The sequence below is a fragment of the Arthrobacter sp. NPDC057388 genome (assembly GCF_042668165.1).
Lineage (GTDB): Bacteria > Actinomycetota > Actinomycetes > Actinomycetales > Micrococcaceae > Arthrobacter.
Map to the genome: position 1 here is coordinate 26,202 of NZ_JBHVBL010000011.1, position 20,841 is coordinate 47,042.

Consider the following 20,841-nt stretch of genomic DNA (forward strand, 5'->3'; position numbering starts at 1 on the left):
CTCCAGCGACCGGGTCCCGTCCGTACTGCTCTGCCCGCCTCGGCCTCAGTGGCCCAGGCCGTGCCCGGCGTCCTCGCCGAAGTCAAGGTCGGCGGCGCGGCGGGAGGCCTCGCGCTTGCGCTCCTCAAGCGTCGGCGCGGGCACCTCCTGCCCGGTGGCCTCCTCATCCAGGCCAAAGTCCAGATCGTGGGTCGCGCCGGCATCAGGCTCCGCGTCCGCAGTGGCGGGAGTGTCGTCCGGTCCGTCCAGGTGCAGGGCCGGGGCCACGCGCTCGTGGTACAGGTGCTCGGGCGTGCCCTCAGTGCGCTCCAGCTCAGCCTGATACCGCTCGCGCTCCGCGGCGATCTCGGCCTCGACCGCCAGCAACTGTGCGGAAACACCCTCGGCAGCCGGCTGCTGCTGCCCGGGCCGCTGAAGGTTCTCCGCCTGTGCGACCAAATCGAGCTCGTCCTCGCTGAACAGCGAGTTGATCGCGTCGGAGCGGGCCCGCAGGCCCCGCTGGTCGACGACGGCCTCGACCGGACCATGGCCGTCCTCGGAGCGGTCAGCGAAGTAGGCCGCCAGGTCGTACTCCGTGGAGGCCAGGTCGATCTCGAGATCGGCGATGCGGTGCACGTTCATGAAGACCACGGGGGCATCGGCCTGCTCCCCGGACGGGGTGAGCACGAGGGCATCCACCCTGGCTGGCAGCTCCCACTCGATCCCCGTGAGCTGGTCGGGCACAGTGAACGAATGGCTGAAGTAGCCCTTGGCCGCAAGCGCGACCAGCTGCTCGTCGTCAAACTCATAGAAGGCGTCGACCTTCTCGCCCTGGCCGTTCGAATAGGTCACCTGGGTGATCCCGTACGGCAGCGGCTCGGCGGGAGTGATCGAGCGCAGCTCGCCGACGACATGCAGGTAGGGCCGGTAGTTCTCCTCCTTGCCGCGGTGCTTGAGCTCAACAGAGTCGACCAGCACTCCGATCTGGGCATCGAGGCCGTCGTAGCGATGCGCCTGAACGCCCCGCTCCCGCAGGGCCCGGTCGGCCCAGACGTCGTTCATCATCAGTCCAGCAGTGCGCATCAGTTGCTCCTCTTGCGGTTGGTCTTCTTGCTCGGGCGGGTGGTCCTGGGGGCGGCGGTGGCCGGGGCCAGCGCCGGAGTCCGTGCCTCACGCACGGCCTGGATCCGACGGGTGGACCAGCGCCACATCCCGCGCATCGCGGCGATCTCCGCGGCGGCCAGCAGCAGGACCACAAACAGCAGCGGGGCAATCCACATCGCGACGGTCCCGGCCATGGTCAGGTCGCCGCTGGCCGCCCCCGACTGCCGGTGTAGCCATGCGCCGAGCATCGGGATCACGACCGTCGCAGTCATCGAGGCCAGCACGTAGTCGGCGATGAGGACGACCGAGCGGAAGAACACCGCCCAGATCAGCACCGGCGATCCGCCGGAGCCCTTCCCGGGGGCCAGGCGGCGCAGCGTGCCGGCCAGCTTCGAGGGGCTACGTCCGGCCTTCGGTTTGGCCGGGGCCTTCTCGACGGGGGCCGCAGTAGCGGCCTCCGTGCGGGCTTCGTCCTCGGTTGCGCTGCCGGTCTTGTCCAGGGTCTGGATCGTCATTCGTCTCGTCCTTCGTTGTTGTCGTGTCGTGTCTGTGCGGGCGCGCCGCCGGGTCAGCCGCTGTGGCTGGGTCCGGGGCTGGCGGTCTCGGTCGGTGAAGCAGAGGCAGGGAGTCTCGGCGCGGCAAGCTGGTCCCGCGTCCGGCCCGAGGCCCGGTACGCCTCGTACGAGGTGACCGTGCCGTCCTGTCCGGTGGCGAAGGTGAAGACCACGTACTCACTTTTGGCCGTGGACTTGCCGTCGGCGGAAACCGGGTCCAGGCGCGCCACTCCGATGTAGGAGTAGTCCAGGCCCTTCACCGAGGCAACGTCGACGTCGAAGTCGCCCAGCTGGTAAGCCGTCCCCGCGCCCTGTCCGGCACCGGTCGCTGCCATCCACTCCGGGATAAACTCCGTGAGAGTCCGGGATGAGGTCCCGAGAAACCCGTACCGGGCATCAAGAGCGGTCTGCGTCTCCTTGACGGTCCGCGAGGCGGCCGAGGAATCCGTCAGGCTCAGCAGCACCGAGCGCGCTGCGGCCCGGTCCCGGTCGGCCCGTTCGGCATCCATTCCCGGCAGGTCGGCCAGCAGCCGGCCGTGCTTGGTCTCAAGTGCCGCCTGCGCGTCCTCCTGCTTGCCCTGGAGCTGGACGATGAGCTGGTTGGCCTTCGCGTCGGCGTCCGCCGAACCGTCGGCCAGGAGTGCCGGGGCCAGGGAGAACAGCGACAGCGCCAGCAGCCCTCCTGTGCTGCAGACCAAGACCTTCCCGGCCCTCGCGCGCGCCCAGTCCTTCACGTCCTCGATCACGGTGCCTTCACCTCCTGCCGCAGGGCCTCGCCCGTAGTCGTCGTGCCGGTCTGAACCCCGGAGAAGCTCTTCCGGGTCATGTCGTAATCGGCCCGGGCCCAGCCCAGCACCGCCGGAGACTGCCCGGCCGCCGGGCGGGTCTGCACCGCCAGCCAGGTGACCCGGATCGTGCCGTCCACCTCGACCGAGTAGGGGCGCTGGGCGACCCACTGGAAGCCGGAGTCGAAGCTCATCGGAATCTCGTTGCCCGCGGCGACGTCCTTGTCGGAGGCCAGCAGATACCAGGGTTGGAGCGTCGCCTGCCCGACGTCGGGGGCGAAGTAGGGAGTGAGGTTCCGGCGCGTCGGCTCGGCGGCAGCCTGGTCCAGCTTCCCGCCTGAGTCCGCCACCGATGGGGTCAGGTAGCGGTACTCGTTCTGCAGCCGGGCAATCTGTTCCGCAGCTCCTTGTGCCGTGACCAGAGCGCGGTCGGCGTCCTTGGCTGCCGGGAGAGCGTCGGCGCGCACCTGGGCAGTGCGGATCTGCTCGTGCAGGGAGACGATCTGCTGTGCCTTGTCGTGGCTGACGGTGGCCTCGCCGCCAGAGAGACCTGCGCCGAGCACGAAGCAGAGCAGTGCGGCCGCACCCATGCACACCCCGCCGATCGCCGCCCGGCGGCTCATCAGTGCTCCCGGGACTTTTCCGTCCCTGGTGGGGTCGGCGTCGCCCGGTGCCGCACCGGCGTCCGGCGTGGCCACGAACCGGGTCTTGCGGACAGGCTTGTCAGCCTGCACGCCCGACTCGTCGATCTTTGTCGATGCCATTGCCCCTCAACTCGCTCTTCGTCTCGAATATCAGTACAACTCTATCAAGAAGATGAGTCGAAAGGGAGTCGAATCATCGAGAATGGCGAGTCGAGCCGCCAGCGGGAATGGCCGACAAGCCCGAGACCTTCCCCTGCGCGTCGACGGTAAGGTACACCAGCACGGTCCGATACGACTTGATCCGGTCCGGGGCCACCTTGTTCTGCGAGACCGCGTCGGACGTGCCTGCGACTTCGACCTGGGCCGCGTACCTGTACTCGTCCGCGGTGACCTTCACGACCTCCAGTTCCGTGTCGGCATTGACCGTCGAGTTCAGTCCTTGCGTGTCGATGAAGTAATAGCGCTTTCCCGAGGTGTCCTCGTTGAAGCGCGCCGGCGGCATGAACTGCTTAAGGAACTGCTCGTCTTCGGAGAGGTGGTAGCGCTCCTTCAGGTCCTGGCGGGCGGCTTCATAGGCCTGGCCGGAGTCCCAGGTGAACGCCGTCTTCACCAGACGGTCCACGATCTGCTTGTCATCGTGGATCCGGCTCTGGCTCACGCCGAGCGACTCCAGGATGTCCTGCCCGATCTGCTCAGACCTCGCGGCTGTGGCCGAGACGAGCTGGCCCTGCAGGCCGGTGATCGTCTGCTGTTGTGCATCGAGCGCGCTGCGCTGGGACCCCCAGGTCAGACCGGTAACCGTAGCTGTGGTGACGAGCAGGGCCGCGACGGCCACCACGAGTGCGTTGCGCCGCACAAAGCCGGGCCCCGGCGCTGCCGTTTCGTCCGTGCCGTCCATCTGCTGGTCCTGCATGATCAACCCTCTCCGCTTCCGTTGCCCGTCGCCGATGCATCCTGCTGATGGGCCGCGCCGGCGGCGGTCACAACAACCTCGAGCGCATCGAAGGTTCCGGCCTTCCCGTCGTAGGTGTAGACCGCGCTTGCCCACGCCAGCACCTGTCCGTCCTCAGTGTCCCGGCACAGCCAGACCGCCCGGGCCGTGCGTGTGGTACCCGTCTCGTCCTGGGCCGCGAGGTCCGGCATTACTGACTCGACCGACCAGGCGTAGGCATCCGGGGAGGAAGCCTTCAGTCCCTCGTAGCGCACGTACCAGGGAAACCGCGGATCGATCTGCGTGTTTGGGTCGAACGGCGTCACAGAGGTCCAGGAGTAGGCCCCCTTCTCGTCGGTCAGAAACGAGCGCGGGCTGAACAGCGGGGCCAGCGTCCGGCGGTGTTCGGCGATCTGCAGCGTCGCCGCGTTCGGCGTACCGTTGCCTGCGGTGGGCTGTGTCGCCGCCTCGTGATGCAGCTGCGCGAAGCGCTGCTGGGCCTCGGCGACCTTCCGGGCGTCCCTCGCGGCGGCCTCCGTCAGCTGCGTCATTTTCCCGGACAGGTCCGTGGCGACGGGCGTCGCCTTGGCGTCCTCGACCTGGGACTGGAGGGAGGTGATCCGGTCGGCGTTTGCTGCGTGCTCGGCCTCGAAGCTCTTGCCGCTCACTCCCGCGGCTGCCGCCAGCCCGAGGATCGCCACGCCCATAGCGGCGCTCAAAACCAGGCGCGTCCGCCGCGCCGATTCCTCCGGGGTGCGTACCTGCCGCTCTCCGCGCCGCCCGGAGCGCCAGTCCTCGAAACGGGCCTCAAGTTCGACCCCGCTGACCCGCCTGCGGGTGGCAGGGGCCTTCAGCCTCTTCGGCGTGCCGCCGCCGTCCTTGTCTACGGCCGTGTCGCCGGCCCTGCCGCGCGCCTCTTGGTCCGCACTCGTCACGATGCCCGCCCCTTCTCGCGTTGTCCTCATATATGACTCCCAAGTCTATCGGTAATGGTCATTCAATAACGAGTTATGCCATTCGAGAGATCACTGCGGGTGGATCAGGACGCAGAAAGGGCCGGTGCCCGGATCATCCGGACACCGGCCCTGCTTCCACCGGCTACGCCGGCAGCTTGCCGCCCGTGGCGATGAGGTCCGTGACGTCGACGAACACCCACCCCTCGGACTTCATCCGCTCCGCACTGTCGACGCGCACCCGGCCCATGAACGCGCAGTAACCGGCCTCACCGAGGATGACCTTGTCGCCCTGCACGCCCAGCACCACGAGGGTGTGGCCGGCGGACCCCGTGCCCGGCCCGGAGCCGACCGAGTACGCCGTCGGAGTGCTCGAGACCTGCTTGCCCGTCATGGACGCGATTGCGTGCGCCGTCTGGATGCCGTCGCCCGGCGGGTACTGCTGGAACGAGGTGTACTTGTTCATGAAGTACACCGAGAACGACACGCAGTTCATGGCGTGGTTGTCGCCGCAGGAGCCCGGTCCGCCAGCGCCGTACTTGTCGTCCAGGAACTTGTCACCCTCCTGGTTGTACAGGTCGATCAACTGCCGGGCCTGCTCCTCGTCCATGCCGCCGTCGACGAGACTGCCCGGACGCACCTTGGTGTCGCTGTCGCAGTTGCCGAAGATGGAGCGGACCCCGCTGCCGACCGTGTCAACGATGCCGCCCACAATGTCTTCGACCCCGCCCACGACCGAGGTGTCGACGGTCCAGCCGCTCATCTTGCCGAACCACATCTCGGCATCGGCCTTGCGCTCCTGCAGCTGCGAGGCATTGTCGGCCGAGCGCTCCCACTTGTCATGGAAGTGCTGTGCAGCAGCAGAGGGAGAGCCCTGCGAGGTTTTGATCATGTCCTTGAACACGGACACGTCACCCGGGCTATCGCCCTCCACCATGAAGGCCAGCTGGGCCTTGACGGTGTACCAGTCCAGGTTCTTGGACTTGGCGTAGTCCAGGAGGATCGTGGTGCGCCCGTTCGACCACTGGCCCAAGCCGATGCCGCCGTGCGACTGGCCCGGAATGTGCGTGAAGTTCCCGTCCCAGGCGGTCTGCTTGCGCGGGCCGATCTGGTACGGCTCGTTGTAGATGCCCTCCACGCTGGTGGGGTCCACGCCCGACTCCTGTGACCAGTTGCCCAGTATGCCCGCGATGTTCTCCTCGGGCATGCCCCAGGTCTTCAGCACGGAGTAGACCGCTCGGGCGTTCGCCTCGGTGTTCGCCGGGACATCAGCGCCGGGGCCGTTGCGGCTGACGTTGACGATGCAGTTGGTCATGGTCGAGCCGCGGCCGCCATCGAGGCCGGTCTGGTCGAGCACGCCCGTGAGGACCGTGCTGAGCACAGCCACCGCGGCAACGGTTGCAGCCACCCCGGATGCGGCCGTGGCCGCAGGGGCGACGGTGGCCGTCACGGTCACCCCGAACACGGCTCCTGCCGCCTTGCCGACCAGCCCTCCCAGTGCGATGAACGGCGCGGCGATCGTGTGCCCGACCGCCTTGGCGATCCCGAGGACGAAGCCCCAGATCATGCTGGCCGCGTTGGCGGCCATCGCGAGCATCGCAAAGAACATGGTCTTGAGCCACTTCAGAAATGCCATGACCATGAGAAGCCCCGCGGCCGGGGGAGCAGCCGCCGCGGTGCCGCCGACGGCGACACCCTTGGCGGTCTTGGACAGCAGCTGGCCGTCCTTCTCGTTCTGCGAGGTCCGCTCGTAGCCGGTACCCCCGGCACCGAGCCGCTTGTCCGCAGGCTCGGCGTCCGGACTCCCGCCGGTGACCTTGGATGCACCGTCGACAACGTCCTTGCCGGTCTCCAGGCCCACGTTCTTGGCAGCACCGACCGCTGCCCCGGGCAGCGCGCCGACACCGCCGGCCGCGGCTCCTGCCTGCGCCCCGGCGACAGCTCCCGAAGCAGCCGCACCCGCGTACCGGCCGGCACCGCGGCGGACCGCGCTGCTGCCGTCACCCTCGACTGCCTTGCGGGCGGCTCCCCCGGCCGCCCCGGCGGCGACACCGTCGAGGCTCTTCGCAGCCTTGGCAGCCGTGCTGGTCTTGCTGGCTGTACCGGCCGCGCACGCAGCCTTGCCAGCGGCAGCACCTGCGTCCGGGTTCGATGCTGCTCCCAGACTCTTCGACCCGCGGCCCGCAGGCGTCGGGCCCACGGGCTGCGGCGCGGGGGAGGGGCCCGGGGTTTTCGGGAGGCTCTTGGCTGAATCCCCGGACGGGGAGGGAGCGGAGGCCGGTCCGGTGCGGGGTCCGGCGCGGTGTGCGCCGGACCCCTCACGACGAGGGGGCTGCGACTCCTCCTTCGCACCCCCGTCGGCGGACCTGCGGTCCCCGCGGGGCGATGCAGCGCGTCGGGCCGGGTCATCCCGCCGCGTCGGCTTGTCGATGGCCATAAGCTTGTCCTTTCCGGCTCGATGCCTGGGTAGTAACTGCCCGCTCCTTGGAGCGCGCTCAGTGATAGACGGTCAGGAAGTCCCCGGCCGAGTTCGCAGTGCTGTTAGACTGCACATCGCGCAGCTTCACGTCCAGGCCGAGCAGCTCGAGCAGGAGCCCAGACTGGTACTCCGACTTGGCCTTGCCGTAGTCCTGGTAGGCCTGGGAAAGGTTGTTCATCACATTCGTCAGCGGGCGCATCGTCACGTCGGAGGACCGGTAGTCCTTCTTCAAGTCGGTGCCATCGGAGAGGACCCACCTCATGTCCGAGACCTGCTGGCTCGTGCTGTCGCTGCCCTCGGCGCGCTTGTCGGCGAGGAACTGCACATAGCCCTTACCGGCCGGCACGAGCGTGTCGAGGTAGCCGTCATAGACGTTGCCCGCGCGCCAGTTGAAGTCGAACCCGCCGGGCACGACATGGACCGTCTTCAGCTCCAGCGTCGCCTTCCCGTCCTTGGCCTCGGCCTTCGAGGCACCAGCCACCTGGTCACCGGCGATGGAGGTCGGAACGGCCGGCGGACGGAGGAAGAGCCCATCGACCTTGGTGGTCGCCAGGTCGGAGGTGTACGACTCGACCTGCTTCAGGCTCGTGCGCATCGCGAGCAGCTTCTGGTCGAGCTTGTCGCGCGTCTGCTGCTCCTGGGTCTTCAGTACGACGTCGTAGTAGGCCCGGGCCGGGTCGAAGCTGGCCGCGTCCAGGGCCGGGATGTCGGTGGTGCCCGACGCGCCAGGGTTGATGATCACGCGCCACTGGTCGTACTTCTTGAAGCTCGAGTCGCCCACGACCTGGTCGTCCTTGCTCTGCTGCCGCTCGTCGTACGTCAGCTCGGCGTTCGCGCGGACGGTCAGGTTGAGCACCTGCCGGTCGAAGGGCCGGTCCGCGTCCAGGAGGACCCCGACGTAACCGGTCGAGCCGAAGACGTGGAAGGTGCCCCTGATTCCACTGGTGCTGACCTTCTCGGTCTGCAGCTTGTCGTTGGTGCCCAGCAGGAAGGCCTGGTAGTCCGCCGCGTTGTACGAGATCGCCGCGCTGGCGGGGAAGTGCATCATGACCAGTGCCCTGTTGCCGGTGTGATTGGTGTAAACCCCGTCGACCGCGCCCTTGAGCTGGGTCTTCGAGGAGGTGAACTCGGTGTTGTAGAGCGCGGTGTGCGACACCGCGTCACTGCCCGCCTTGAAGGCGGCGGCACCCGAGCCGGCCACCACGACCAGCCCCATCACCGCGAAGATGCCGAAGAACACCCCGAAGCGCTCGATTGCGTGGTGCGAGTCGAGCTTGAACCGCTTGCCAAAGGCCAGCGCCTTGTCCTTGATCCCCATGTCCGTTCCCGTTCGTCCTGTTCCTTGCTCTGCCTGTCCTGCTCGTCGTCAGCGCCGTCGTCCGACCCCGGAAACGACGCACCGGGCCGGTTGAGGCCTGGTGACCTCAACCGACCCGGTGCGGTCCGTCGACGCTTTGTGTGCCCGGCCGTTGATTCCTGCCGCGCCGGGCCTAGCCCAGGACGCCGCTGGTCAGTGCGTGGCCGACCGTCTGCACGAGGACCGATCCGCCGCCGAGGTCCTCGAGGGTCTTCTGGCCGCCGGAGCCGATGGTGTTGATCAGCGACCACCCGCCGGTGCCGAGCGCGCCGCCGACCAGGATGAGCAGGGCGATGGTGCCCCATCCCTGCTGCTGGCCCGCGGACTGCGGGGTGGCCATCAGCTTCTTGATCAGGAGCACGCCGCCCCAGACCAGTCCGACCGCACCCAGGAGCATGAGCAGCAGCCCGCCCCAGAGCTGGATCTGGGACTTCGCGTTCTCCAGGAAACTCGTCAGGTCCCAGGCCGCGGTGGGCAGGGCAACCCGCTCGAGTGCCACCTCGTAAATCTTGGTCATGGTTCTTTCCTCTCGCCTATCGAATGGTCGCTTGCATGACATGAGTCACGAGGCGACTGGCACAACCTATTCGCCTAGACAGAGCATAGTGCCCTATCAATGGTCTCTTCCGATGCGACGTAAGTCCCCGTCGAGCGGGAAGAACAGCCTGCAATCATGCCGCCGACCCCTCTCTAGGGACTCGTATACGTGCACATCTTCAGTGACCAATCTACATCATTCGAGTCATCAGTCATAGTCGTATCGACGATGAGTCCGATACCAGTCCGGAATGTGCTCGAAGACCAGCACAAACGAGGTGTTGGCGCAATGACTGACGTTCTGCTCAAAAACGTGTAGATTTCACATGACGGGGCGCGCGGTGTGCGGCTCCGGCACGGCTCGGCATACGCTTCTTGCTGAGCCCTTCGCGCCCATGTACCCGACCAGGAGCCCAAACCAGATGAATGCTTTGCCCGGAGACCTCTTCGCCCGCCGATTGCGACAGGAGAGGGAGCGCCTGGGCATCAGCCAGGCTGAGCTGGCCCGCAGGATCGCCGAGATTCTAGGAACGAACGTCGATCCTTCGGCGGTAACCCGGATAGAACAGCAGATCCGCGCCGTCCGCTTGGATGAGGCGGTCGCCGCCTCCAAGGCCCTGGACGTCCCCCTGGCGATCCTGGTCGCCGAGGATCCGGAGGCAGAGAGCGAGGCCCAGCTGCAGCAATACCTCGCTGACCTCGCAGCGGCCCAGCGCGAATGGGAAAAGAACAGGCTGGAGGTGCTGCGGCTCTCCAAGGCCATTCAGGTGCTCGGCGGCGGTGCGCAACTCAAAGGCGTCGTCGACTTCCGCCTCCTGGAAAGCATCGACGCCCGCGTTCCGGTCGAAGAGGACGACCAGCACGGGCACCGGTTTGCCCCCGGCATCGAAGGGGCTACAACCCCAGACGCATGACGCTGTTGCGTACCGCAGGATTGAACTCGCGGTCGTAGACGTCCACCGTCGCTGCCCGGCTCCAGCGGCCGGCGCGCATGATCTCCTCCGTACCCGCACCGTTGCGCCGCGCCTGGGTGACATGCCCGGCCCGGAGCGAGTGGAAGCCGTAGGCGGCTGGATTCATCCCTGCCTCGACCATCCGAGAGAGCAGCATCGTGTGCAGCGCGTCGCCGCTCACCGCCCGTGGATGGATCCGGGCGTCCTTCCTGTTGCGGTACGTCGCACGGAGCAGTGGCGCGCCCGAGGCCAGGTCGGCGCTGCTGATGAGCGCTGTCGAGTCAGTGATCCCGCAGACGTGCTCCTCGAGGCCGTAGGAGAATAGCTGCTGCATAATGGCGCGACGCCGCGTACGTGCGTCGTCCTGCCGGGCAAGCCCGAGCAGCGCAACCCAGCGGTGTACCGCGCACGGGGGACAGGAGGCCGGCGAGCTCCCGAAGGGCAGCACGACCACGTCCGGCAGCGCGTTTTCCGGGTCGGCCTTCGAGGCCCCCACATGAACGTGGACACCATCGACCGGGTGCAGCTCGAGCCGGTTCAGCGTCAGGGCCGCAGCCTCGCTCCTGCGCAGGGCCCCTGCGAACCCGAGCCACACCGCCAGAGCGTCCCTGGTAGCAGATACGCCTGCCGGATATGTGTCGTGTTCCATCGCCGTGATGATCCGGACCACGTCATCCAGAAGCAGTGGGCGCTTGCGCCGGGGCCTGGTGGCCCTCAGCTTGGCCAGCCCGCGCACAAGATCCACGACGCCGCGGTGGGCCGTGGGATCCAGAAGTCCCCCGCGCAGGTGCCTCTCGCCGATACCGGCCAGGCGCTGGCGGATCGTCGCCACGGAGAACCGCGGGAGCCCGTCATCATCGAGCTGAGTGGACATCCAGGCGACGTACCAGCGCACGGTTTCCGGATGCGCAGGCAGTGCCTCCAGTCCGTGGCCACTACAGAAGTCCCCGAAAGAACGCCACGCCGTGTCGTAGGCGCGCCGGGTGGCAGCAGACAGGGTGTGTCCCTCCAGGGAACGCGAAATTTCTTCGAGCTCGCGCAGCTCGTCGTCCACCTCCGGTTCAGGCGGGACCGTGGGAGCGCTGAGCGCTGCAAGCCTCACCTGTGCTGCCATGACTCCAGTCTCGACTCACTGGCCCGAGAATCCAAGTCGCAATGGTCTGTCAGCGGCGATTCCCCATACCCGCGATCGACGGAGCGGCTTTGAACCGGGTCTCTGGTAAGTGCGCTTATCAGGCCATGGATGAAGACTGCCGTCGCGTGACGCGGTGAGGGAAAATCAACCGCGGTCAGGTCCCGGATAAGATCACGAGGAGGCAGTGCGCCTCCGCCCTGCCGCGTAAGGAGTAACAACGTGTGTAAACCGTGGACCGACGGTCTTTCAGCCTGCCCCCGAGGCACGTGCATAGCCACCAAGAGACTGACGGCCCACGATAAGAACACGTTCGCGGAGGAAGCCCGTTAATGGTGAAGCTCAACCTGAAAGCCGTCGAGGAACGCGTTGCCCCGCTTGGAGGCCGTGAATCCTACGACCGCGAGTTCATTTTCAGCCTGCTGCTGGCCTACGGCAAGCCCCAGGGCAACGTGACCAGGCTGCGCAATGGTTCCCTCAACGTTGCCGCTGACCCCTCCACAGAAGTGGCGCAGAAGAACGTCGTCTATTTCAAGGAGACGATCGGTGATCCTCTCGCAGTCATCGAGGAACTCAAGACTTCACCGCTGGTCGTCCGGTACAACACCCGCTTCGTGATCGTCACTGACTACACAGAACTGCTGGCCATCGACACGAAGACCGGCGAGAACCTGTTGATCCCGCTCCGGGACATCGACCAGCACTTCACGTTCTTCCTGCCTTGGGCCGGGATGGAGAAGGCGCAGTTCGTCTCCGAGGCGCATGCAGACGTCAAAGCTGCCGAGCGGATGGGCAAGCTTTTCGATGAGCTGCTGGCGGCGAACCCAGAAATGTTCGACATGGCGCTGGGGCGTCATGCGCTCAACGTGTTCTTCACCCGGCTGCTGTTCTGCTTCTTCGCCGAAGACACTGGAATCTTCGATGAGGCCGGGTTCACCAACGCCGTCGGCTCCCACACCCAAGCCGACGGATCGGACGTCGCAGACTTCTTGACCGATCTGTTCACGGCCCTCGACACCGAAGAGGTCGAGGACAAACCCAAGCACCTAGCCGGGTTCCCGTACGTCAACGGCCGACTGTTCACGATGGCACCAGAGCATGTGGTGCCGCAGTTCACGAAAAGGGCCCGCGACCTGCTGATTGAGTCCGGCACGCTGATCTGGAGGGACATCAATCCGGACATTTTTGGCTCGATGTTCCAGGCGATCGTCACCCCGGGCAAGCGCAGCGACCTGGGCCAGCACTACACGTCAGTGCCGAACATCCTCAAAACCATCGAGCCACTGTTCCTCGATGACTTAAAGGAACAGCTCGATTCGGGGTTCGATTCCGTCAAGAAACTTGAAGCGCTGCTCGACCGCATCAGCGCGATCAAGGTTTTCGACCCTGCCTGTGGGTCGGGAAACTTCCTCGTCATCGCCTACAAGGAACTGCGTCGGCTGGAACACGCGATCCTTGAACGCCTTTTCGAGATCGATCCGAAGCATCAGATGCTGTACGCCGAGTCTAAGATCAGCATCGAACACTTCTACGGACTGGAAATCGACGATTTTGCCGTCGAGGTCGCGATCCTCTCGCTTTGGATCGCTAAACACCAGATGAATGCCGAGTTCAAGGATAAGTTCAATCTCTCAATCCCGCTGATCCCGTTGAAGGAAGCCGGACAGATCCAGGCTGGTAATGCGATCACGGCGGACTGGGAGGCCGTCTGCCCGAACGATCGCGTTTCCGAGATTTATCTATTGGGAAACCCGCCGTATTTGGGCAGTCGCAATCAATCGGCCGAGCAGAAGAAGGATCTTGCGACGGTCACGAAGAAGTACAAGAGCCTCGACTATGTATCTGCATGGCTAATCAAGGGTGCCGACTATATCCGTGGCACTGCCACGAAGCTAGCGTTCGTCACGACAAATTCCATCTCGCAAGGCGAGCAAGTCGGGATTCTCTGGCCGCAGGTACTCGGTACTGAACTTGAGATCGGTTACGCCTACACATCCTTCAAGTGGTCCAACCATGCCAAAAATTCCGCAGGCGTCACCTGTGCTGTTATAGGACTTCGCAACATCTCTTCCGAACCAAAGTACATCTTCAGCGACGAGATTCGACTTGATGCCAAACGGATCAACCCCTACCTTGCAGATGGGCCAGATTTGTGGCTCGGTCGCCGAAGCGCTCCCTTGTCTGCGCACTTACCGCGACTTGGTTATGGATCAATGCCGAATGACGGCGGGAACTTGATCTTGAGTGACCAGGAAAGAGAAGATCTGATCTCCGCCCACCCGGAAATCGAAAGGTACGTTAAAGGTTTTTGTGGCGCTGATGAATTTATCAAGGGGAAAACGAGATGGTGTCTTGTCATTCCGGATGAGGAACTGGACGCTGCATCGAAAGTGCCTTTTATCAAACATCGGCTCGAAGGCGTCAAGGCCCATCGCCTGAAAAGCACTGAGAAGTCAACGAGGGCCTTGGCTGAATATCCGAATCGATTTTACTATTTCGCCCACAAGCCTTCTGACTCGATCATCGTTCCTAGCATCTCGTCCCAGCGGCGCACCTATGTGCCCATTGGCTATGTTGGTCCCAATGTCATTGGATCCAACAAAACTTTGGTCATGTATGAAGCTGAGCCATGGGTGTTCACGCTGCTGACTTCACGAATGCACATGTCGTGGGTCAACGCTGTCTCAGGGCGCATGCGCGAAGACCTTCAGTACTCCAACACTATTGTCTACAACAACTTCCCGGTGCCGCCGCTTTCTCGCCCAAACAAGGAACGTCTCACGATCGCCGCCCTCAGGGTCTTGGACGTTCGCGAGTATCACTGCGAACGAACGCTGGCTGAGCTCTACGACCCGGATCTGATGCCCGGAGACCTTCGCCAGGCGCATGCAGAGGTCGACGCGCTGGTCGACTCGATCTACTCCAAGCGCGGATACGAGACTGATGAACAAAGACTGTCTGACCTCTTTGCTATGTATGAGGAGATGACAAACGCCGAGGCCGAAAGGGCCCCAGTGAAGAAGACCCGGAGGACCGCGAAGTGAACGCGATCAAAAAGCCCATAAACATCGTTGACGTCACCTATGCCCAAACGAAGGCTTCGGTGAACACGGATGTGCTGGGTATGCGCGACATGCAGCAGCGAGTCTTCGCGAAGCGAGACGCGCAGCACCTGCTCGTCAAGGCCCCGCCCGCTTCAGGCAAGTCGCGTGCGCTGATGTTCGTGGCCCTCGACAAGCTCTACAACCAAGGGCGCAAGAAGGTCATCGTGGCCGTCCCGGAGCGCTCGATCGGCGCGTCCTTCGCCTCGACGGAACTGTCCAAATTCGGCTTCTTCGCAGACTGGGAGATCAAGTCGGAGCACAACCTCTGTGACGCTGGCTCTTCGGCCGGCAAGGTCGACGCGTTCATCAGCTTCCTGCAAGGACCCGATGCAACGCTCGTGTGCACCCACGCGACACTCCGCTACGCGTTCGAGAGGCTGGCACCGGAGTCATTCAACGGCACGGTGCTCGCGATCGACGAGTTCCACCACGTCTCCGCGGACATCGAGTCGAGCCGCCTCGGCGCGCTCCTGCGCGACGTGATGAACGGCAGCGACGTCCACATCGTCGCGATGACGGGCTCCTACTTTCGCGGGGACTCCGTCCCGGTGCTCTCGCCAGAGGACGAAGGCAAGTTCATGCCCGTCACCTTCAACTACTACGACCAGCTCAATGGCTACGAGCACCTGCACTCGCTCGGCATCGGCCACCACTTCTACCAGGGCCGCTACACCGACGCGATCGGCGAAGTGCTGGACCTCGACAAGAAAACTATCGTCCACATTCCGAACGTCAACTCGGGTGAATCCACGAAGGACAAGCTCGAGGAGATCGGCCGCATCATCGATGTCATCGGCCACGTCGAAGAGACCGACCCCGACACGGGCATCATCAGCGTGCGCCGGCAGGACACTGGAACCATCGTCCGCGTCGCGGACCTCGTCGACGACACCGACCAGAAGAAGCGCGGCGACACCCTCCACTACCTGGCCCACACAGCCTCCAAGAACCGCGACGCAGTCGACATCATCATCGCCCTCGGCATGGCCAAGGAAGGTTTTGACTGGCCGTTTGCCGAGCACGCCCTCACGGTCGGGTACCGGGCATCGCTCACCGAGGTCATCCAGATCATCGGCCGTGTCACCCGCGACAGCCCCGGCAAGAAACATGCACAGTTCACGAACCTCATTGCCGAGCCCGATGCCTCCCAGGGTGAGGTGAAGGTCTCGGTCAACAATATGCTCAAGGCCATCACGGCGTCGTTGCTGATGGAGCAGGTACTCGCACAGAACTTCACCTTCAAGACTAAGAAATTCGATGGTGACGATTCCGCGGTGCCGGGGCAGCTAAAGATCAAGGGCTTCAAGGAGCCGTCGAGCGATCGCGTGAAGCAGATCGTGGAGACCGATCTGAACGACCTGAAGGCGACGATCCTCCAGGACGACACCTTCGCGCGGGCCGCCGCCGGCTCAGTGGACGCCGAGACGACCAACAAGGTGCTGATCCCCAAGATCATCCGTGAGAAGTACCCGGATCTCACCGAAGCCCAGGTGGAGGAGGTCCGCCAGCAGGTCGTCGTGGACTCCGTGATCAAGAACGGCGAAGTGCGCACAGTCGGCGACAAGCGGTTCATTAAGATGGCGGAGAAGTTTGTCAACATCGACGACCTCAACATCAACCTCATCGACTCGGTGAATCCGTTCCAGCGCGCCTTCGAGGTCATGTCCAAGTCGGTGACTCCCTCGGTGCTCCGGATCATCCAGGACCAGATCACGGCCACTCGCGTCGAGTTCACCGAGGAAGAGGCGCTGGCACTCGTTCCCCGGATCAAGAACTGGATCAAGGTCAACGGCCGGAAACCGGACCCGAGGGCCGAGGACCCAACTGAGAAGCGGTATGCAGACGCACTGCTGTGGCTCCAGCGGGCCAAGCAGAAGCTCGAAGCCGAAAAGCGCGCGACTGAGATGGTGGAGAGCGAATGAGCGACTACGACGACATCCTCGAAGCAGCACCGTCCTCCCTCCAGGACCTCATCGACAACGACCTCGACGGGCTCCTCGACGCGCCTGAGAAGACCAAGAAGATCACCTCGTCCGACCGGCTAGAACGTGCCTTCCTGGAGATCGTGGAGTTCCGCCGGACGCACGAGCGCCTGCCGAGCTCAGCGACGCGGGAGATCGCCGAACGGAAGCTAGGGGCCCGCCTCGATGGCATCCTCGCCAGCGACGAGAAGATCGCAGCGCTCAAACACCTCGACACGGAGTACGATCTGCTGGCCGTAGAGGCAGCGCCCGAGTCGCTGGACGACCTTCTCGAGAGTGACGACCTGGACGATCTGCTCGGCGACGACTCCGGCATCCTCGACGTGTCGGATCTGCCCGTGACCAAGCGTCCCGAGTCTCCGGACTCGGTTGCTCAGCGGGTGAAGTCCGAGGACTTCGACCTGTTCGAGCCGCTGTTCAAAGCGAAGCACGCCGAACTGGCCGAGGGCACATACAAGCTGATGCCCTTCACTGGTATGGATCTTATCCGCGAGGGTGTGTTCTTCGTGCTGAGTGGCGTCATGTGCTTCGTGGCTGAGGTCGGCGAGGACGTGGACCTGGTCGTCGGTGGCAAGCCCAGGCAGAAGCAGCGACTGCGCGTCGTCTTCGAGAACGGCACGGAGTCGGCGATGTACAGGCAGAGTCTCATGACCCGCATGTACGAGGCGCAGGGCCAGGTCCTGGCGCGGACGGGCCGCGATGCGGACGAGGTCCTTGACGCGGACGTAGAGAGTGGTCATATCTACGTGCTGCAGTCGCTCAGCGACGACCCCCCGATCGCGGGAATGAAGGACCTTCACAAGATCGGTTTCTCCACCACCAAAGTCGAGACCCGCATCAAGAACGCAGCCAAATCGCCGACCTACCTGATGGCACCCGTGAAGGTGCTGGCGGACTACCGGCTTTACAACGTGCGCGCGTCGTGGCTGGAGCACCTCTTGCACCGCGTGTTTGCCGAGGTGCGTCTGGACCTGACACAGGTCGACCGGAAGGGACGCGACTACGACCCCTCGGAGTGGTTCGTGGTACCGCTGGAGATCATCAACGAAACCATCGCAATGATCATGTCCGGCGAGATCACCGACTATGTCTATGACGCTCAGCTCAAGAAACTCGTCGAACGACAATAACCAGGAAGGGAATGACCAATGGCGGTTGAGATGGGCTTGTGGCGGGCCGAGGGAGGCAAACTCGGCCGGATCGTGCCGGTATCAATCGGCTTGGAATCCCAGTTGGAGGGCTACATCGAGTCTGACCCGTCAGTGCTTGGCGAGCCGCTTCTCGTCATTGGCCGACAGGTTCCGACGGCACATGGGGGATTCGTGGATCTGCTCGCGCTGGACGAAACAGGGTCGCTGCACGTGATCGAACTCAAACGCGACAAGACTCCCCGCGATGTTGCCGCTCAAACACTAGACTATGGCTCCTGGGCGGCGACCCTTGGCCGAAGCGAGATCGACAATATCTTCGCCACCTACCGTCCAGGCCTTGCTCTCGAAGAAGCGTTTGCCGATCGTTTCGGCGACACTCTCCCTGAAGAGGTCAACACTGCACAAGAATTTAGAATCGTTGCCGCCAGTGTTGACGCCGCTACCGAGCGCATCGTGCGGTTCCTCAATGAAGACTTCGATGTCCCCATCAACGTCGTCTTCTTCAGACATTTTCAGGACAACGGATCTTCGTATCTTGCCCGCAGCTGGCTCGTCGATCAGAGCGAACAAGCCAAGTCGTCCGTTGCCGCGACCTCACGGAAGAACAAGACACGTGAACCCTGGAACGGGTCTGACTGGTACGTCTCATTTGGCGACGAGCCAACAGGCCGGCAATGGGTCGACGGCATGAAGTACGGCTTCGTCTCGGGCGGCGGCGGCAAGAAGTATTCACAAACGCTGAAGAACTTGCCTCTCGGTGCCCGAATCTTCACCTACATCCCCAAAATCGGATATGTCGGAGTTGGCACTGTCACGGGCGAGGCGCAGAGATTCGACGAAACCACCGTCATCGTAGATGGAATCCAGACAAAGTTGACTGACCTCGCCCTGGCAGGAAACTATCGCCATGACGGCGACGAGGACGACGACAATGCAGAATGGGCAGTACCGGTCGAATGGACCCGCGCCGTTCCGCGTGATCAGGGAGTGCGGAAGACCGGGCTCTACGCCAACCAGAACACAGCTACAAAGATGCGCAGCCAGTTTACGATCGAGCACCTCACTGCTGCCTTCGGTCTTGATGACTGAGCCTGGGCGGATGGCCCATCGAGACTTATGCGGACGAGAGCGTTGGCGAATAGCAGGCCTGACCCGCGCCTGAGGCGAGGCTCGTAGCGAACCAGGCCGCGGTGGGAGAATCTGGAAGATGATGACGGTGCTGCCCGACCTCTGGATCGACTGGTGCTCGGTCACCGGCGTGCCCGCCAGAGAGATCAACGAGACAGCGCTCCTGCGCTTCTCGCAGCAGGTACGGCCGTCCCGGGCTGTGCTCTCGACACTGCGCCGGCAACTGGCTCTCGACGTTCCAGCGGCCCCCGCGTGGCCGCGCGGGCACACGGAGGACACCGGCTCCCTGCAGCGGCTGATCCGGCGTGGGACGGCAATCATCCAGCACCCAGGCACACACTGGGTCCTCCGGCTGCGGATGCGCCGGATGCTGTTCGCTGCGGTGCTGCTGGCACCGCGCTCCCACGGAGGCCTCGGACTGGACAGGGCGGGGGCACTTGGGCTGCGGCCGGACAGAATGCGCGAGCTGCGCCAGTGTATTGGCATCGCCGAGGACCCGAACGCCTGCCCGGCGTGCGCCACCTGGTCGTGGCTCGATGTGATCGGCACCAACAGCGGGTGGTCGCACGGCTCCGTCCGGGCTCTGGGGCACCGCCGCGGCGAAGACAGCCCCGTGCATCGGCACCTGCGGCCCGACCCCAGTCCGGACTGGCATCACAGCATCGGCATGCTGCCAGCCGTGGACCGCTGGGGATGGATCGACGACTACCGCTCCATACATCCATCCTCGCTGTCGGCAGTCATCAGCGCGGCGGCCTTGCTGCTCGCCGGTCCGGAGCCAGCACCTGCACCGCGCGCTGCTGCAACTGCGATGCCGGCCAGCCCCCGGCGGCAGATGTCAGGTGAGGACGAAGAGCAGATCCTCAAGCGCGCCGACGAACTCATCGCGCGCGTCGAGGCAATCCTTCGCGAGTTCGATACCGGCCGATAAAGTCGTGTGTATGGGATTCAACTGGGAGCAGGTCCTCGGGACCAAGGGTACAGGCCTCTCCGACACCTACGACCAGAGCGCCTCGGACGCGCTGTACCAGGACCACCCGAGCGCGGCTCCGCCAGCAGGTCCGGAAGACCCGGGCGATGAGGTCGTCTGCCTGCCGTTCGACGAGAGCTGAGCCTTCAGGACTCGCACGCCGGGATGTCTATTTTGGGACATAACCGCAGCTCACCGCGCATCTGTACTTAAGGTCGCAGACCCCCCGGCGCCGGCAAGACCATGCTGGCCGAGCGGCTTCCCGGGCTTCTTCCGGATCTGCGCGACACGGAGGCGATGGAGGTGACCGCAATCCATTCGCTGTGCCAGCTCCCTGCCGCCGGGGTTCAACTCATGAGGCGGCCGCCCTTCGAGAATCCCCACCACACGGCGACGGCAGCGGCCATCATCGGTGGCGGGTCGGGGTTGCCCCGTCCCGGGGCGGCGTCGCGTGCGCACCGCGGAATCCTGTTCCTCGACGAGGCACCCGAATACGAACGCAGGGTCCTCGATGCGCTCCGGCAGCCGCTGGAGAGCGGCGAGCTGGTCATCCACCGCTCTGCGGGGGCAGCGGCCTATCCCGCCCGGTTCCAGCTAGTCCTGGCAGCCAATCCCTGTCCCTGCGGCAAGGCTTCGGGGAAGGGCATTGAGTGCACCTGCACGCCCTTCATGCGGCGCCGGTACATGTCGCGCATGTCCGGGCCGCTCCTGGACCGTGTGGACATCCAGCTGCAGGTGGACCGCGTATCGCTGGCGGACTTTGGCCAGTCCGGGGGAGCGGAGGACACCGCTACGGTCGGCGCCCGCGTCCAGGCTGCCCGGGCCAGCCAGCTGGAACGGCTGCAGCCCCTGGGCATGGAAACCAATTCGCAGGTGCCCGGGAGGATCCTGCGTGGCGAACTGAGGCTGGCATCCGCCACAACCAGGATCCTCGACCACGCCCTGGAACGGGGCGTGCTCACGGCAAGGGGCTATGACCGCGTGCTCCGCGTCGCCTGGACCCTGGCAGACCTCGGCGGCCGGGAACAGCCTGACGGGAACGACATCGGGCAGGCCCTGGGCCTCCGGCAGACCGCATCGGCAGCGGCGTGAAAGGAC

General features: G+C 64.6%; 17 protein-coding genes and 1 pseudogene. 8 read left to right on the forward strand and 10 right to left on the reverse strand.

Annotated elements, in window-relative coordinates:
- Positions 1 to 45: 45 nt before the first annotated feature.
- The 9 genes from ACFUTU_RS07565 to ACFUTU_RS07605 all read right to left on the reverse strand — a co-directional run bounded on the left by ACFUTU_RS07565 (position 46) and on the right by ACFUTU_RS07605 (position 9,303).
- A complete protein-coding gene (locus tag ACFUTU_RS07565; RefSeq protein ID WP_377962794.1) occupies positions 46 to 1,062 on the reverse strand; it encodes a hypothetical protein in 1,017 nt (338 codons plus the stop codon).
- Positions 1,062 to 1,598 carry a hypothetical protein gene (locus ACFUTU_RS07570; protein ID WP_377962796.1) on the reverse strand — a complete coding sequence of 179 codons (537 nt, stop codon included), beginning with the start codon at positions 1,596 to 1,598 and terminating at the stop codon, positions 1,062 to 1,064. The genes ACFUTU_RS07565 and ACFUTU_RS07570 overlap by 1 nt, the downstream gene beginning before the upstream one ends.
- Before the next feature lie 53 nt (positions 1,599 to 1,651).
- Positions 1,652 to 2,383, reverse strand: a complete 732-nt coding sequence (locus ACFUTU_RS07575; protein WP_377962798.1) for a hypothetical protein — start codon at positions 2,381 to 2,383, stop codon at positions 1,652 to 1,654.
- Positions 2,380 to 3,186, reverse strand: coding sequence for a hypothetical protein (locus ACFUTU_RS07580; RefSeq protein WP_377962800.1), 807 nt, complete (start codon positions 3,184 to 3,186; stop codon positions 2,380 to 2,382). Before ACFUTU_RS07580 ends, ACFUTU_RS07575 begins: the two co-directional genes overlap by 4 nt.
- A gap of 73 nt (positions 3,187 to 3,259) precedes the next feature.
- A complete protein-coding gene (locus ACFUTU_RS07585; RefSeq protein ID WP_377962802.1) occupies positions 3,260 to 3,985 on the reverse strand; it encodes a hypothetical protein in 726 nt (241 codons plus the stop codon).
- Positions 3,982 to 4,962: a hypothetical protein gene (locus ACFUTU_RS07590; RefSeq protein WP_377962804.1), complete on the reverse strand. Its 981-nt coding sequence runs from the start codon at positions 4,960 to 4,962 to the stop codon at positions 3,982 to 3,984. Before ACFUTU_RS07590 ends, ACFUTU_RS07585 begins: the two co-directional genes overlap by 4 nt.
- 133 nt (positions 4,963 to 5,095) lie before the next feature.
- Positions 5,096 to 7,387: a phage tail tip lysozyme gene (locus tag ACFUTU_RS07595; RefSeq protein WP_377962806.1), complete on the reverse strand. Its 2,292-nt coding sequence runs from the start codon at positions 7,385 to 7,387 to the stop codon at positions 5,096 to 5,098.
- A 58-nt stretch (positions 7,388 to 7,445) separates the two neighbouring features.
- Positions 7,446 to 8,747 carry a hypothetical protein gene (locus ACFUTU_RS07600; protein WP_377962808.1) on the reverse strand — a complete coding sequence of 434 codons (1,302 nt, stop codon included), beginning with the start codon at positions 8,745 to 8,747 and terminating at the stop codon, positions 7,446 to 7,448.
- Positions 8,748 to 8,919: 172 nt separating this feature from the next.
- Positions 8,920 to 9,303, reverse strand: a complete 384-nt coding sequence (locus ACFUTU_RS07605; RefSeq protein WP_377962810.1) for a hypothetical protein — start codon at positions 9,301 to 9,303, stop codon at positions 8,920 to 8,922.
- A gap of 442 nt (positions 9,304 to 9,745) precedes the next feature.
- Between ACFUTU_RS07605 and ACFUTU_RS07610 the strand changes: the two genes are divergently transcribed.
- Positions 9,746 to 10,237 carry a helix-turn-helix domain-containing protein gene (locus ACFUTU_RS07610; protein WP_377962812.1) on the forward strand — a complete coding sequence of 164 codons (492 nt, stop codon included), beginning with the start codon at positions 9,746 to 9,748 and terminating at the stop codon, positions 10,235 to 10,237.
- On the opposite strand, the gene ACFUTU_RS07615 is transcribed toward ACFUTU_RS07610, so the two are convergent.
- Entirely contained in the window at positions 10,218 to 11,390 is a 1,173-nt protein-coding gene (locus tag ACFUTU_RS07615) for a hypothetical protein (protein ID WP_377962814.1), read from the reverse strand. The genes ACFUTU_RS07610 and ACFUTU_RS07615 overlap by 20 nt on opposite strands.
- Before the next feature lie 350 nt (positions 11,391 to 11,740).
- Between ACFUTU_RS07615 and ACFUTU_RS07620 the strand changes: the two genes are divergently transcribed.
- From ACFUTU_RS07620 to ACFUTU_RS07650, 7 genes and pseudogenes are all read left to right on the forward strand, one after another.
- Complete coding sequence (locus ACFUTU_RS07620) at positions 11,741 to 14,452, forward strand: DNA methyltransferase (RefSeq protein ID WP_377962816.1); 2,712 nt, start codon at positions 11,741 to 11,743, stop codon at positions 14,450 to 14,452.
- A complete protein-coding gene (locus tag ACFUTU_RS07625; RefSeq protein WP_377962819.1) occupies positions 14,449 to 16,434 on the forward strand; it encodes a DEAD/DEAH box helicase in 1,986 nt (661 codons plus the stop codon). The genes ACFUTU_RS07620 and ACFUTU_RS07625 overlap by 4 nt, the downstream gene beginning before the upstream one ends.
- Positions 16,431 to 17,624 (forward strand): GIY-YIG nuclease family protein, encoded by a 1,194-nt coding sequence (locus ACFUTU_RS07630; RefSeq protein ID WP_377962821.1) that lies wholly within the window; start codon positions 16,431 to 16,433, stop codon positions 17,622 to 17,624. Before ACFUTU_RS07625 ends, ACFUTU_RS07630 begins: the two co-directional genes overlap by 4 nt.
- Positions 17,625 to 17,642: 18 nt before the next feature.
- Positions 17,643 to 18,734, forward strand: coding sequence for a hypothetical protein (locus ACFUTU_RS07635; protein ID WP_377962823.1), 1,092 nt, complete (start codon positions 17,643 to 17,645; stop codon positions 18,732 to 18,734).
- A 118-nt stretch (positions 18,735 to 18,852) separates the two neighbouring features.
- A complete protein-coding gene (locus ACFUTU_RS07640) occupies positions 18,853 to 19,704 on the forward strand; it encodes a hypothetical protein (RefSeq protein WP_377962825.1) in 852 nt (283 codons plus the stop codon).
- A gap of 10 nt (positions 19,705 to 19,714) precedes the next feature.
- Entirely contained in the window at positions 19,715 to 19,885 is a 171-nt protein-coding gene (locus ACFUTU_RS07645) for a hypothetical protein (protein WP_377962827.1), read from the forward strand.
- Positions 19,886 to 19,965: 80 nt separating this feature from the next.
- Positions 19,966 to 20,835, forward strand: a pseudogene (locus ACFUTU_RS07650) (YifB family Mg chelatase-like AAA ATPase); the annotation flags it as partial.
- Between the last annotated feature and the right edge of the window lie 6 nt (positions 20,836 to 20,841).